This is a genomic window from Agrobacterium sp. NPDC090273, from assembly GCF_044772305.1.
Classification (GTDB): domain Bacteria; phylum Pseudomonadota; class Alphaproteobacteria; order Rhizobiales; family Rhizobiaceae; genus Agrobacterium.
The window spans coordinates 160634-174494 of record NZ_JBIVYN010000007.1; the positions used below are offsets into that span (position 1 = coordinate 160634).

Below are 13861 nucleotides of genomic sequence, written 5' to 3' on the forward strand. Positions count from 1 at the left end.
GCGTCAGGCCGCATTCGCAGCCAGAAGCTCCATGCTGAGATGTTTGCCGTTGTGGCCCGTAATCGCAACCTGCGCAAGCGTGCGCGGCATCAGTGCAGGTGCTTCGACGAGCGTGAAATTGTCGGTGTGGGCAAAACCGTTATTCTCCACGAGGATCGTCTGCACAGAACCGACCATAGTCTCGAGATGGGCATGCTTCAACGCCTCACCGCGTTCGCGCAGTCGGGCAGCCCGCTCCTTGATCAGGCCGCGATCAAGCTGCGGCATACGCGCCGCCGGCGTTCCGGGACGCGGGCTGTAGGGGAAAACATGCAGACTGGAAATCCCGCACTCTTCCGCGAGCGTTGCAGCGTTTTCCGCCATTTCTTCGGTTTCGGTCGGAAAACCGGCAATCATGTCGGCCCCGAAGGCAATGTCTGGCCGGAGCGCCCGCACGTCGCGACAGAAACGGATTGCATCGTCGCGCAAATGGCGACGTTTCATACGCTTCAGGATCATGTCGTCGCCATGCTGTAGCGAAAGATGCAGGTGCGGCATGAAGCGCGGGTCGTCGGCAATCAGGTCCATCAGATGTTTGTCGGCTTCGATGCTGTCGATGGAGGAAAGCCGCAGGCGCAGGATTTCCGGCACCTGTTTCAAAAGTGTTTTTGCCAGATATCCGAGCGACGGCTCACCCGGCAGATCAGCGCCGTAACTGGTTGCATCTACCCCTGTCAGAACGATTTCGCGATAACCGCCTTCCGTCAGCTTGCGGGCCTGCTCCACCACCGCGCCCATCGGTACGGATCGGGAGTTACCGCGGCCATAGGGAATGATGCAGAAGGTGCAGCGATGATCGCAGCCATTCTGCACCTGAATGAAGGCGCGGACATGCCCGTCAATATGCTTGACCATCTGCGGCGCTGTCGCCTTGATGCTCATGATATCATTGACGCGTAGCTTCTCTTCGGCCGAAACGCCAAAATCGGGAAGGGAGCGGTAAGAGGCGCTTTTCAGCTTCTCTTCGTTGCCAAGCACGGCATCGACTTCCGGCATGTCGGCAAAAGTCTGTTTTTCGGTCTGCGCGGCACAGCCTGTAACGATGATGCGTGCATGCGGGTTGTCGCGTCGCGCACGACGGATCGCCTGACGGGCCTGCCGTACGGCTTCGCCTGTGACAGCACAGGTATTGACGAGAACAGCGTTGTTGAGCCCGGCCTTTTCCGCCTCCGCCCGCATCACTTCCGATTCATAGGTATTGAGACGGCAGCCGAAGGTTATGACCTCGACGCCGCTCATATCGCCCCCTGCTCGGCAGCGGCATCGCGCTGCCATGTACCCGTGGCAGGATCAACCGACCCCGACCATTCCCATTCAGCGGGACCTGTCATGATGACATGATTATCTTCGCGCCATTCGATCGTCAGCGGCACGCGGATCGGGCTGGAAGCGACATCGATGGTCACCGACTTTCCGGTACGACCTGTTCGGGCGGCCGACACCGCCGCAGCACACGCAGCCGAACCGCAGGCAAGTGTAAGCCCTGCCCCACGCTCCCAGGTCCGCGTGCGCAGGGCGCTATCGGATGTGACCTGCGCCAGTGTGATATTGGCCTTCTCAGGAAACATCGGGTGGTTTTCGAGAAGCGGCCCGATGCGCTCGAGATCGAAACTCATCGGATCACGATCCACCCAGAACACGGCATGCGGATTGCCCATCGACATCACGGCAGGCGAATGCAGGATCGGGTTATCGATCGGTCCGATCTGCAATTCGATGCGGCTTGTGTCGTGGAACTCTTCCGAAAGCGGAATATCCTGCCAGCGGAAACGCGGAAGCCCCATGTCGACGGAGATCATCCCGTCTTCATGTTCCACGGCATTGAGGATACCCGCGACCGTCTGGAAGGTGAAAACCTTCTTCCCTGTTTCCGAGGCCAGCGCCTGCACCACACAGCGCGTTCCGTTGCCGCAGGCCTGCGCCTTGGTCCCATCGCAGTTTAGAATATCAATATAGGCGTCCGTTCCACTTGTGCGCGGGTCGTGAATGGCCATGATCTGGTCGAACTGCGTCGCCGGATCGGTATTGAGCGCAACCGCAGCCTCAGCACTGACCATATCCTTGCGGCCGCGCATGTCGACAACCAGGATCTTGTTGCCAAGCCCGTTCATCTTTGCAAATTCGACCGTATCCGCCATCGTTCTGAACCTGAAAACCGCTAAAAATGGAAACGCGCACCGGATCGATCCGGTACTTTCGCCCTATATGGCGGAAAAGGCAGTAAATTACCAGACCGGGCGCGCCGAAACGCCTAGGACGAGGTGACTGGCACATCGAACACTTCGCCGGGACGCATAGGCCGGAAACGACCGTCTGCAACCCCATGTTCGCTCAGTGCCGCCTTGAGTGCAATGACCGGTGCATCGATGGCTTCATCAGTGAGCTGAACCGTTCCCCAATGATGACCGCAGGCATAGGCAGCGCCGCAAATCTTCATGCCCTCGACTGCCTCTGCAGGGTTCTGGTGCTGGCCTTTCATGAACCAGCGCGGTTCATATGCTCCGAAAGGCAGGTTGGCGAGACGGAAGCCGCCGTGCTTCTTGGCCATGGCATGATAGTTGAGACCATTATGAAAGCCGGTATCGCCAATGTGATAGATCTTGCCACCCGGCGTTTCGATGACGAAGGCCGCCCAGAGCGCCATACGCCGATCGTTCAGCCCGCGCGCTGACCAGTGATGGCAGGGCTCGAAGTGGATTTTCACATCCGGACCGACAGCAACAATATCGCCCCAGTCCCCCGTCGAAATCCGTGCAGCCTCGACGCGCGTACGGATGATCGCATCGTTTCCAAGCGGTGCGACAAACAGAGGCTTGTGGTTCACATGCAGTCGATGAAGCGTTTCAAGATCCATGTGGTCGTAGTGATTGTGCGTTATCAGCACCACATCGATCGGCGGCAAGTCCTCGAAACGGATACCGGGAGCATTGACGCGTTTTGGCCCAGCAAAACTGAAAGGGCTGGTGCGTTCCGACCAGACAGGATCGGCGAGAATGTTCAGCCCCGCCGTCTGAATGAGAAAGGAAGCGTGGCCGACGAAGGTAATGCGTAAATCCTTGCCCACGACCCGTTCGCTGGGTTTTGCCAGGGGAAAAGGGCTCGGATAGTCTTCCGGCCAGGTGGATTTCTGGCCGTTGAACCGCCATTTCATCAGATCGAGAAAACCGCCTGGCGGCGCACCGCCGGGATTGAAGAAACGCACACCATCGAAATGGTCGGACGCCGGACCGGAATAATAGGCGCCAGCATTGGAACGGCTTGCAAAAAGCCCGCCGCCTGCCAGAGCAAGCGTGCCGATTGCAGCAAGGCGGAAGAAGTTTCGACGTTTCATAACAAAAGCTATAAGAAGCCTCATGGCCGCGTTCAAGGCACATTGCGCCGCATAAATGCGCCCTCACGAAGTCGTCACTGCGGGCGCATGTCAGCTAAAATGCCTGCACGCCTTGACTTTCGCCCGGCTTTACTGTTTATCCGGCCCGATTAGCTGGCAGTTTCAAGACTCCAAGCCACCGACCGGGACCCGAAAAGGTATAAAGAGATCCCGGAGGTCAACACCCGACAGCGCGATGCGCCCTCGGGTGCTTTTTGGCTTTGCGTCTTGTTTTTGACAGCAAAAGCACCGACGTTTCGGAAACCCCGGAACGAAGAAGGAAAAGACGATGTTTGAAAGCCTCCAGGACCGCCTTGGCTCCATTTTGAATGGACTGACCGGCCGTGGCGCACTGACGGAAGCCGATGTTTCCGCAGCTCTGCGCGAGGTTCGCCGTGCGCTTCTTGAAGCAGACGTGGCGCTTGAAGTCGTTCGTTCCTTTACCGACAAGGTGCGTGAAAAAGCGGTCGGCGCAGCCGTCCTGAAATCCATCAAACCTGGCCAGATGGTCGTCAAGATCGTTCATGACGAGCTTGTCGAAATGCTGGGCACAGAAGGCGTCTCCATCGACCTTCATGCCGCAGCCCCCGTCGTCATCATGATGGTGGGCCTTCAGGGCTCCGGTAAAACCACAACCACCGGCAAGATTGCCAAGCGCCTGACGGATCGCGAGAAGAAGAAGGTGCTGATGGCATCTCTCGACACGCGCCGCCCCGCCGCACAGGAACAACTCAGACAGCTTGGCGTCCAGACTGGCGTCGATACGCTGCCGATCATCGCCGGCCAGTCTCCGACCGACATCGCCTCGCGCGCAGTACAGGCCGCGAAGCTTGGTGGCCATGACGTCGTGATCCTCGACACCGCAGGCCGCACCCACATCGACGAACCGTTGATGATGGAAATGGCCGAGATCAAGAAAAAGTCCAACCCGCACGAAATTCTGCTGGTAGCCGACAGCCTGACAGGTCAGGACGCCGTCAACCTCGCGCGCAATTTCGATGAGCGTGTCGGTATCACCGGTCTTGTTCTGACCCGTATGGATGGCGACGGTCGCGGCGGCGCGGCTCTGTCGATGCGCGCCGTTACCGGCAAGCCAATCAAGCTGATTGGTACCGGCGAGCGCATGGGCGAACTCGACGAGTTCCATCCGCGCCGTATCGCCGACCGTATTCTCGGCATGGGCGACATCGTTTCGCTGGTCGAAAAGGCTGCGGAAAATATCGACGCCGAGAAGGCGCGGGCCATGGCCGAAAAAATGGCCAAGGGCAAGTTCGACCTGAACGACCTCGCCGACCAGCTTCGCCAGATGAAGAAGATGGGCGGCATGGGCGGCATCATGGGTCTGATGCCCGGCATGGCCGGCATGAAGGACAAGATGGCCTCCGCCGGTCTGAATGACAAGATGTTCGACCGCCAGATCGCCATCATCTCTTCTATGACCAAGGCAGAGCGCGCCAACCCGGATATTCTCAAGCATAGCCGCAAGAAGCGCATCGCCGCCGGTTCCGGCACCGACGCTGCCGAGATCAACAAGCTGCTCAAGATGCATCGCGGCATGGCCGACATGATGAAAGCCATGGGCGGCAAGGGCAAGGGCGGCATCATGAAACAGATGATGGGTGGCCTTGCGGGCAAGATGGGTCTTGGTGGAATGGGCGGTATGCCCGACCTGTCGAACATCGATCCCAAGCAGTTGGAAGCGCTGCAGAAACAGGCAGAAGCTGCAGGCCTCGGTAAGCCTGGCGCCATGCCGCCAGGTCTTGGACAGGGCTTGCCCGGCGGACTTCCCGGCTTGGGCAGCAAACTGCCCGGTCTTGGTGGACTTCCGGGCCTGCCCGGCTTTCCGAAGAAGAAGTAAGGCAGGGGGACATCATGACCACGACCGAAGTGAAGGCCCAGCTTTCAGAATACCGCCAGTCGATCGACAACATCGACGCCGCACTGGTTCACATTCTTGCCGAACGTTTCCGCTGCACCAAGGCAGTGGGCGTATTGAAGGCAAAATACAATTTGCCGCCGGCAGACCCGGCGCGCGAGGAATACCAGATCGATCGCCTTCGCCGTCTGGCAAAGGACGCCAATCTGGACCCGGATTTCGCCGAGAAGTTCCTGAACTTCATCATCACCGAAGTCATCCGGCATCATGAAGCAATCGCCGCCGAACATGGCGGCAACGAAAAAACCGCCTGACCGGCGGAAAACACCTCAAGGAGTAAATAACATGGCACTGAAAATTCGTCTCGCCCGCGGCGGTTCCAAGAAGCGTCCGTACTACCAGATCGTCGTTGCTGACGCCCGTTCGCCGCGCGACGGCCGTTTCCTCGAAAAGGTTGGTTCCTGGAACCCGATGCTTGCAAAGGATAACCCGCAGCGCGTTGAGCTGAAGGTTGACCTTATCAAGGAATGGATCGCCAAGGGCGCACAGCCGACCGACCGCGTTCTGCGCTTCCTCGCAGAAGCTGGCCTGGCTGAGCGCGACGCTCGCAACAACCCTGAAAAGGCAAAGCCGGGCAAGCGCGCTCTGGAGCGCGTTGCTGAGAAGAAGCAGAAGGCTGAAGACGCCGCTGCTGCTGCCGCAGAAGCTTCTGCTGCAGAATAATCTGCAAGCGATCGCTTGAAGAGCGGGTGGCGTGGTTTACCGCGCCGCCCGTTTTTGGTTTATTGTGCTGTGAAAACGCCATAAACCGAAGACGATAAACACCAGATGACGGACGGCCCGATGGCAAAACTGGAAAACCCGGTTCTCATGGCAAAGATTGGCGGCGCGCAGGGCCTGCGCGGCGAAGTGCGAGTGAGTTCGTATACGGACGATCCAATGGCGTTGGGCGACTACGGCAATCTGGTCAGCGCCGATGGCCGCGTCTTCGAGATACTGGAAGTTCGCGAAGGCAAGAACGTCGTGGTCATCCGCTTCAGAGGCGTCAACGACCGCAATGCCGCCGAAGCCCTGAACGGGCTGGAACTCTTTGTCGATCGCGACAACCTGCCCGACGAAGAGTTGGATGACGACGAATTTTATTACGCCGATCTCGAAGGGCTGGAAGCCGTCGATGCCGAAGGAAACAGCTATGGCGCGGTCAGTGCCGTATTTGATTTCGGTGCAGGCGATCTGCTGGAACTGAAGGGTGCCGGCCGACGCCCGACGCTGATCCCCTTTTCGGAAGCCGCAGTTCTCGAAATCGATCTCGATGCCGGAAAAATTCTGATCGATCCCATGGCGGCAGGCCTGATCGACAATCCCGACGACAAGGACGAAACCGGCGTTTCGCCGTTCGGCAAGAAATAATCCATGACCTTCAAGGCTACCGTCCTGACGCTCTACCCGGAAATGTTTCCGGGCCACCTTGGCTATTCTCTGGCAGGCAAGGCCCTAGATAAAGGGCAATGGTCACTGGAAGCGGTGCAGATCCGCGAGTTCACGACGGACAAACACCGCAGCGTCGATGATACACCTGCTGGCGGTGGTGCCGGGATGGTGCTGAAACCGGACGTTCTGGCCGCAGCCATCGATCGTGTATCCGAAGGCGATACGCGCCCGCGCCTACTGATGAGCCCGCGTGGCAAACCCTTATCCCAGGAGCGCGTTCGCGAACTCGCCGCTGGTGAGGGCGCAATCATTGTTTGCGGTCGCTTCGAGGGTGTCGACCAGCGTGTGATCGATTCGCGCGAACTGGAAGAGGTTTCCATCGGCGACTACATTCTGTCCGGCGGAGAACCGGCGGCCTTGACACTTCTCGACGCGATTGTTCGGATCTTGCCGGGCGTCATGGGCAACGATCTCTCAGGCGTTCATGAGAGCTTTGAAGGCGGATTGCTGGAGCATCCGCATTATACCCGACCGCAGATATGGGAAGGACGCGACATTCCTGCCGTTCTGACCTCCGGCAATCATGCCGCCATCGATAAATGGCGGCAGGCTCAAGCGCTGGCGCTGACAAAAGAACGTCGTCCGGACCTGCTGGACAAGCCTGCGTCTCAGGCCGACAGGAAATAATAGCCCGTCAACACCAGCCCGACGGCAATGACAAGCCATCGGATGATCCATTGCGGCACCCGCCTTGCCGCGTGAACACCAGCATAACCGCCAAGTGCGGCTGCCGGAAACATGATGAGTGCCGCCCACCACGACACGACGCCACCACTGACGAAGATCGTAATCGCGATGATGGCAATCACCACCGACAGCAGATTTTTCAGCGCATTGAGATGATGATAACTGCCGCCGGACGTGACGCCCAGAATGGCGAGCATCATGATGCCCATACCGGCCCCGAAGAAGCCGCCATAAACCGATGCTACCCCCTGGAAGACAAGGCTCGGCAGATTGCCTGGAGAGCGCTCATCGCTCGATCTCGGACGCAGCCACGGCCCCGCCGCAAATACTGCTGTCGCGGCAAGCAGCAGCCACGGCACCAGTTGGCGGAAAGAAGGGTTATCAAGCGACAGGAGAAGTAACGCGCCGGCCAGTCCACCCACCACGGAAACGGCTGAGAGCAAGATTGCCTCGCGCCAGTGTTTGCGAATTTCCGGGCCATAGGCGATCACAGAGGTGATGTAACCGGGAAACTGCACAATGGCGGACGTGGCATTGGCAACGATTGGCGGCAAACCGGCAAGTGTCATTGCCCCGAAAGTCAGAAATGTGCCGCCACCGGCAATGGCATTCACGACGCCCGAAAGAAAGCCGGTCGCGAAAAGCAGAAGAACGATAAAAATGGACATGGCCCCTCCCAAGGTTCTCATGCCATAAAGGCGAAGCTCGATCCCGACAACCGCCTCGATCAACGAGCGGAAGATAAAATATTGTCACAAAAGGGATGACAAAAGGCGCGTCGTCGTGTATGTGCCCGCGTGGAAATGGGAAAACTCCCTTAACCGCAAGCAAAGAATGGCGAACCCGCTCCTGCCGAAAGGCACGATCCCGAGGCTGTGACCGAAGGATGAGATGTTGAGCGCTCTGGCTGTTTCAGAAGAAATTAGAGGTTAACATGACCAACATCATTCAGCAGCTGGAAGCCGAACAGGCTGCCAAGATCGAAGCCAAGCGCACCCTGCCAGACTTTTCTCCGGGCGACACGGTTCGCGTCAACGTTCGCGTTACGGAAGGTAACCGTACCCGCGTACAGGCTTACGAAGGCGTTGTTATCGCCCGCTCCGGCGGCGGCCTGAACGAGAACTTCACGGTTCGCAAAATCTCCTACGGCGAAGGCGTTGAGCGCGTATTCCCGGTTTACTCTCCGCTGGTTGAAGGCGTTGAAGTCGTACGCCGTGGTAAGGTTCGCCGCGCGAAGCTCTACTACCTGCGCGACCGTCGCGGTAAGTCTGCACGTATCGTTGAAAACACCGGTACGCGCGCTCGCAAGCTGAACGAAGCCGAGCGTCAGGCTATTGCCGACGAAAAGGCACGTCTGGAAGCTGAAAAGGTTGCAGCAGCACAGGCTCTCGCAGCCGAGAAGGCAGCAGCCGAAGCCGCAGAAGCAAAGGCAGCGGAAGAAGCAGCAAAGGCTGCTGAAGGCGCAGCAGAATAAGATTTCCCATTACGGGATTTTTTCGAAAAGGCGGTCTTTGGACCGCCTTTTTTGTTGCCCGCTCTTTACTTGCCCCAGCCGTCGCAACCGTGCATTTTCGAGAAAACTCTTTCAGGAGATGCCTCGTGACCACCAGACGCCTGTTCCTCGCCACCCTCGCCGCTCTGAGCACCGCTCCTCTTCTGGCGCGCGCGGCCGAACTGCCCGACCTCAAGGGGCGTACCGTTGTCGTGGTGACCGAGAATGCCTACCCGCCGCTGCAGTTCATCGATCCGAAATCAGGCGATGCGATCGGCTGGGAATACGATGCCATGAAGGCGATCGCCGAGCGGCTGAACTTCAAGCTCGAATACCGGAATATCTCCTGGGATGCGATGATCCAGGCCGTGTCGGACGGGCAGTACGACATCGGCATGACCGGCATCAGCATCAAGGATGAACGCAAAGCGAAGGTCGATTTTTCCGACCCCTACATGCGCTCTGAAATGTTCATGCTGGTGCGTTCCGCCGAAACGCGCTTCACCGACGCAAAGAGCTTTGCGGCCTTTGAAAAAGGCCTGGTCGGGGCACAGGCAGGAACCACCCCCTTTTATACGGCCGTCTACGATATTCTCGATGGCAATGAACAGAACCCCCGCATCAGGCTCGTAGAAACCTTCGGCGCCAGCGTCCAGGCTTTGATGACGGGCGATGTCGATCTCGTGCTCACGGATGGCGTGGCGGGCAAAGGATATGTGGAAGTCTCGAAAGGCGCTCTGAAGCTGATCGGCGATCCATTGGGGGGCGATGATTTCGGCTTCATCTTCAAGAAGAGCTCCGATCTTGTCGCGCCCGTAAATGCGGCCATTGCGGCTCTGAAGGCCGATGGCACCTTAGCGGCTCTCGATAAGAAGTGGTTCCTGGATTACAAGCTCGGCGAATGACCTGAGTCGGCGATGTGATGGGGACGAAATCGTTTTGAGTGCCGGACAGACGAAGAATGACGAGGATTTTCCGTGGTGGCTGATGGCGATCCTTGCCATTGGCATCGGGCTTGCGGCCCTAATCGCAGTCAATGACCTTTACACCCAGGTTTTCACCACCGTCGCGAAGGGTATCGGTATAACGATCTTCGTGACGCTAGTCGCCTTCGTCCTCGCGACACTTCTGGGCCTTGGCATTTCACTACTCAGCATGGCCGACAACATCGTGTTGCGACAGTTCGCTCGATTTTACATCGAAGTGATCCGCGGCATACCGGTTCTCGTCCTGCTCTTTTACATCGCCTTTGTCGGCACGCCGGGACTTGTCAGTCTCTATAATTGGCTGACTGTACCTCTGGCTGAGAGCGGATTGCTTGAGCCCTTGTTGGTGCGCGACGTCTCGCTGACATGGCGTGCAATCATTGCTCTGGCGATTTGTTATGCCGCCTTCATTGCCGAAATCTTTCGGGCAGGCATTCAGTCGGTATCATCCGGGCAGATCGAGGCTGCGAAAGCGCTCGGTCTCAATCGCTATCATCGTTTCAGACTGATTGTGTTGCCACAGGCATTGAGGACAATCTTTCCGCCGCTTTCGAACGACTTCGTCGCCATGGTCAAGGACAGTTCGCTCGTTTCGGTTCTGGGAGTCACCGATATTACCCAGATGGCTAAGGTCTATGCAGCAGGTTCGTTCCGCTTTTTCGAGACTTACTCGATTGTCGCCTATGTCTACCTGCTCCTGACGATCGGCTTGTCACTGATCTTGCGGCGCGTTGAAAAGGCTTTGCGCTCGAAGCAAGGCTGAGACGTGGTGCGACAGCCGGGAAACCCGGCTGGCGCATTTTCGTTTGTCAGGCGGTTGCCCTGTTTTCGCTGGCTATCGTGCGCGTGGCGATAATGACCAGCACGCCCGCAACAGCAAGGCAGAAAGCCAGGAAGAACATCGGTGCGATGGTGCTTCCAGTCTGATCCTTGATCCACGGCACCACGTTCTGTGCGACGAAACCGCCGAGATTGCCGACCGAGTTGATGGCCGCAAGACCGGCAGCAGCGCCAGCTCCCTTGAGGAAGCGACCAGGCAGGCTCCAGAACACCGGCTGGCCGGCGAAAATGCCTGCAGCAGCAATGCAAAGGAACGTGAACTGCAGCACCGGAGTGGTCAGCAAAGCCGACATCAGAAGGCAGGCCGCACCAATGAAGGCAGGACCGACGATATACAGCGTCTTATTCTTGGCACGATCCGCAGCAGCCGGAATGACATACAGCGAGATTGCGACAGCGATCCACGGAATGATATTGATGAAACCATTGGCCGTGTTGGAAACGCCGAAGCTCTTGACGATGGTCGGCAGCCAGTAGCTGAGCCCGTAGGCGGCAAGCGGGAAACCGACATAGCAGAGCGACATGAACAAGACGCGCGGATTGATCAACGCCCTGAAACCATCATCGGCGTGTTCTTCCATACCGGAATTTTCAGACGCGATACGGTTCTTCAACCAGTCCTTCTCGTCCTGCGTCAGGAACTTCGCCTTGTCGGGCGTATCGTCCAGATAGAAGAGCGTAAAGATACCGGCGATAACCGCAGGAACGCCAGTGGCAAGGAACACCCATTCCCAGCCTGCATATCCAAACAGACCGTCCAGATCGAGCAGCATGCCGCCGAGCGGCGCGCCGATCGCATTGGCAAGTGCACTGAAGATCATGAACAATCCGACCATACGGGCGCGGTAATCCCGCGGGAACCAGACAGTCAGCAGATAAAGAACACCAGGGAAGAAGCCGGCCTCACACGCTCCCAAGAGGAAGCGCAGGATATAGAACATCGTCGGGCTGCTTGTGTAGGCAAGCGCGATCGTGACCAGACCCCAGGAAATGATGATGCGTGCGAACCAGCGGCTTGCACCGAAGCGCGTCAGCAGCAGATTGCTCGGAACTTCGAAAATAAAATAACCGATGAAGAACAGCGAAGCGCCGAGCCCATAGGCATATTCGCTCAATCCAAGATCGTCCACCATTTGCAGCTTGGCAAAGCTGACGTTCTGACGGTCGATGTAAGCGATAAGATAGAGAACGCCAAGAAACGGCATGAGCCGCCAGGTGATCTTCGAGATAAGGGACTTTTCAGATACCATGTGCTTTCCCTCCCTTCGATTCCTCGTTCGAAATGCAGATGATAAGGCGCTCCGTCTATATGTGCAGCGCACAACAAGCAAGTTGCAATGCAGCAATCACCCCGCAATACAGGGGATTTCAAGGCATTTCGCGTAAAAAACTGGCATTTCGTGGCGATAAAATCGGCACTCTCGCCCCTCGGCCTGATATTGCCGTAGCGTCCGCGATCTGGTATGAAGGTAACCATGGAATCGAAATTCGGATGTCTCGCGCAGAATATCTACGTGCTGCAGGACCATAAGCGTCTGCCAGCCCGTTTCTTCGCGCGCATCGCCGGGGCGCTCAACAGCCGACTTAGGCTCGCCTGACAGCATCTGCTGTCCACCTCATATCGATCCACAATTTACCTTTTGAATGACAAGGCAAAGAGCCATGAGCGCACCGCGTACCCTGTATGACAAGATCTGGGACGACCACGTCGTCAACCGCGACCCGGATGGGACCTGTCTCATCTACATCGACCGTCACCTCGTCCACGAAGTGACGTCGCCGCAGGCCTTCGAAGGCCTGCGTATGGCAGGTCGCCCTGTCCATTCGCCGACCCGCACTCTGGCTGTCGTCGACCACAACGTTCCAACCACCGCCGATCGTCTTGAGGGCATCAAGAACGAGGAAAGCCGTATTCAGGTCGAAGCGCTGGCGCAGAACGCCAAGGATTTCGGCGTTGAATATTACTCCGAACGTGACAAGCGCCAGGGCATCGTTCACATCGTTGGCCCTGAACAGGGCTTCACCCTGCCTGGCATGACGATCGTCTGCGGCGACAGCCACACCTCCACCCACGGAGCCTTTGGCGCATTGGCGCATGGTATCGGCACCTCGGAGGTTGAGCACGTTCTGGCGACCCAGACGCTGATCCAGAAAAAAGCCAAGAACATGCTGGTGCGTGTCGACGGCAAGATACCGGAAGGCGTGACGGCAAAGGACATCATCCTCGCGATCATTGGTGAAATCGGCACCGCCGGCGGTACCGGCCACGTGATCGAATTTGCCGGCGAGGCGATCCGTTCCTTGTCCATGGAAGGCCGCATGACGGTCTGCAACATGACGATCGAAGGTGGCGCCCGCGCTGGTCTCATCGCACCGGACGAAACGACGTTCGAATATATCAAGGACAAGCCGCGCGCACCGCAGGGCGAAACGCTGGAACAGGCGATAGCCTACTGGAAGACGCTGAAGTCGGATGAAGGTGCGCACTACGACAAGATTGTCGTGCTGGATGCCGCCAGCCTGCCACCGATCGTTTCCTGGGGCTCGTCGCCTGAAGACGTGACATCCGTTCAGGGCACTGTTCCTGATCCCGACAAGATTGAAGATGAGAACAAGCGTGCCTCCAAATGGCGCGCTCTGGAGTATATGGGCCTGAAGCCCGGCACCCGCATGACGGATATTCCTGTCGATCGTGTCTTCATCGGCTCCTGCACCAATGGTCGCATCGAGGACCTGCGCGCTGCGGCAAAGATCGTTGATGGCCGCAAGGTCGCGCCGACAGTCTCCGCAATGATCGTCCCCGGCTCCGGACTGGTGAAAGAGCAGGCGGAAAAGGAAGGTCTGGACAAGATCTTCCTCGATGCCGGTTTCGAGTGGCGCGAACCGGGCTGCTCGATGTGCCTTGCCATGAACGATGACCGTTTGAAGCCGGGCGAACGTTGCGCCTCGACATCGAACCGCAACTTCGAAGGCCGTCAGGGCTACAAGAGCCGCACACATCTGGTTTCCCCCGCCATGGCCGCGGCGGCGGCCATCGCTGGCCACTTCGTCGATGTTCGTGAATGGCAATAAACGTCGAA

At 58.0% G+C, this 13861-nt stretch carries 15 protein-coding genes; 10 read left to right on the top strand and 5 right to left on the bottom strand.

What is annotated here, in order from left to right:
* Positions 1-3: 3 nt before the first annotated feature.
* From mtaB to ACIQT8_RS19135, 3 genes are all read right to left on the bottom strand, one after another.
* Positions 4-1278, bottom strand: a complete 1275-nt coding sequence (gene mtaB / locus ACIQT8_RS19125) for a tRNA (N(6)-L-threonylcarbamoyladenosine(37)-C(2))-methylthiotransferase MtaB (RefSeq protein WP_400968375.1) — start codon at positions 1276-1278, stop codon at positions 4-6.
* A complete protein-coding gene (dapF, locus tag ACIQT8_RS19130) occupies positions 1275-2177 on the bottom strand; it encodes a diaminopimelate epimerase (protein WP_400968378.1) in 903 nt (300 codons plus the stop codon). The genes mtaB and dapF overlap by 4 nt, the downstream gene beginning before the upstream one ends.
* A gap of 113 nt (positions 2178-2290) precedes the next feature.
* Complete coding sequence (locus tag ACIQT8_RS19135) at positions 2291-3370, bottom strand: MBL fold metallo-hydrolase (RefSeq protein WP_400968381.1); 1080 nt, start codon at positions 3368-3370, stop codon at positions 2291-2293.
* Positions 3371-3698: 328 nt separating this feature from the next.
* Here ACIQT8_RS19135 and ffh point away from each other — a divergent pair, with 328 nt between their 5' ends.
* The 5 genes from ffh (at position 3699) to trmD (ending at position 7403) form a co-directional block, all read left to right on the top strand.
* Complete coding sequence (ffh, locus tag ACIQT8_RS19140) at positions 3699-5267, top strand: signal recognition particle protein (protein ID WP_138795250.1); 1569 nt, start codon at positions 3699-3701, stop codon at positions 5265-5267.
* 14 nt (positions 5268-5281) lie between these two features.
* Complete coding sequence (locus ACIQT8_RS19145) at positions 5282-5599, top strand: chorismate mutase (RefSeq protein WP_138795249.1); 318 nt, start codon at positions 5282-5284, stop codon at positions 5597-5599.
* Positions 5600-5630: 31 nt separating this feature from the next.
* Positions 5631-6008: a 30S ribosomal protein S16 gene (gene rpsP / locus ACIQT8_RS19150; protein ID WP_138795248.1), complete on the top strand. Its 378-nt coding sequence runs from the start codon at positions 5631-5633 to the stop codon at positions 6006-6008.
* A gap of 120 nt (positions 6009-6128) precedes the next feature.
* Positions 6129-6695, top strand: a complete 567-nt coding sequence (gene rimM, locus ACIQT8_RS19155; RefSeq protein WP_138795247.1) for a ribosome maturation factor RimM — start codon at positions 6129-6131, stop codon at positions 6693-6695.
* A gap of 3 nt (positions 6696-6698) precedes the next feature.
* On the top strand, positions 6699-7403 hold the full coding sequence (trmD, locus tag ACIQT8_RS19160) for a tRNA (guanosine(37)-N1)-methyltransferase TrmD (protein ID WP_400968386.1): 705 nt from the start codon (positions 6699-6701) through the stop codon (positions 7401-7403).
* Here trmD and ACIQT8_RS19165 read toward each other — a convergent pair.
* Positions 7385-8131, bottom strand: a complete 747-nt coding sequence (locus ACIQT8_RS19165) for a sulfite exporter TauE/SafE family protein (RefSeq protein WP_400968389.1) — start codon at positions 8129-8131, stop codon at positions 7385-7387. The two genes, trmD and ACIQT8_RS19165, sit on opposite strands and share 19 nt — an antisense overlap.
* Before the next feature lie 266 nt (positions 8132-8397).
* Here ACIQT8_RS19165 and rplS point away from each other — a divergent pair, with 266 nt between their 5' ends.
* The 3 genes from rplS to ACIQT8_RS19180 all read left to right on the top strand — a co-directional run bounded on the left by rplS (position 8398) and on the right by ACIQT8_RS19180 (position 10704).
* A complete protein-coding gene (gene rplS, locus ACIQT8_RS19170; RefSeq protein WP_138795244.1) occupies positions 8398-8937 on the top strand; it encodes a 50S ribosomal protein L19 in 540 nt (179 codons plus the stop codon).
* Positions 8938-9062: 125 nt separating this feature from the next.
* Positions 9063-9860: a transporter substrate-binding domain-containing protein gene (locus ACIQT8_RS19175; RefSeq protein ID WP_400968393.1), complete on the top strand. Its 798-nt coding sequence runs from the start codon at positions 9063-9065 to the stop codon at positions 9858-9860.
* An 82-nt stretch (positions 9861-9942) separates the two neighbouring features.
* Positions 9943-10704, top strand: a complete 762-nt coding sequence (locus ACIQT8_RS19180) for an amino acid ABC transporter permease (protein ID WP_400968729.1) — start codon at positions 9943-9945, stop codon at positions 10702-10704.
* Between the two features lie 46 nt (positions 10705-10750).
* Here the strand turns inward: ACIQT8_RS19180 and ACIQT8_RS19185 are convergent, their stop codons facing one another.
* Entirely contained in the window at positions 10751-12031 is a 1281-nt protein-coding gene (locus ACIQT8_RS19185) for an MFS transporter (RefSeq protein ID WP_400968396.1), read from the bottom strand.
* A 225-nt stretch (positions 12032-12256) separates the two neighbouring features.
* On the opposite strand from ACIQT8_RS19185, the gene ACIQT8_RS19190 reads away from it, so the two are divergent.
* Positions 12257-12379, top strand: a complete 123-nt coding sequence (locus ACIQT8_RS19190) for a hypothetical protein (protein ID WP_262523428.1) — start codon at positions 12257-12259, stop codon at positions 12377-12379.
* Between the two features lie 64 nt (positions 12380-12443).
* Complete coding sequence (leuC, locus tag ACIQT8_RS19195) at positions 12444-13853, top strand: 3-isopropylmalate dehydratase large subunit (protein WP_138795240.1); 1410 nt, start codon at positions 12444-12446, stop codon at positions 13851-13853.
* The last annotated feature ends 8 nt before the right edge of the window (positions 13854-13861 follow it).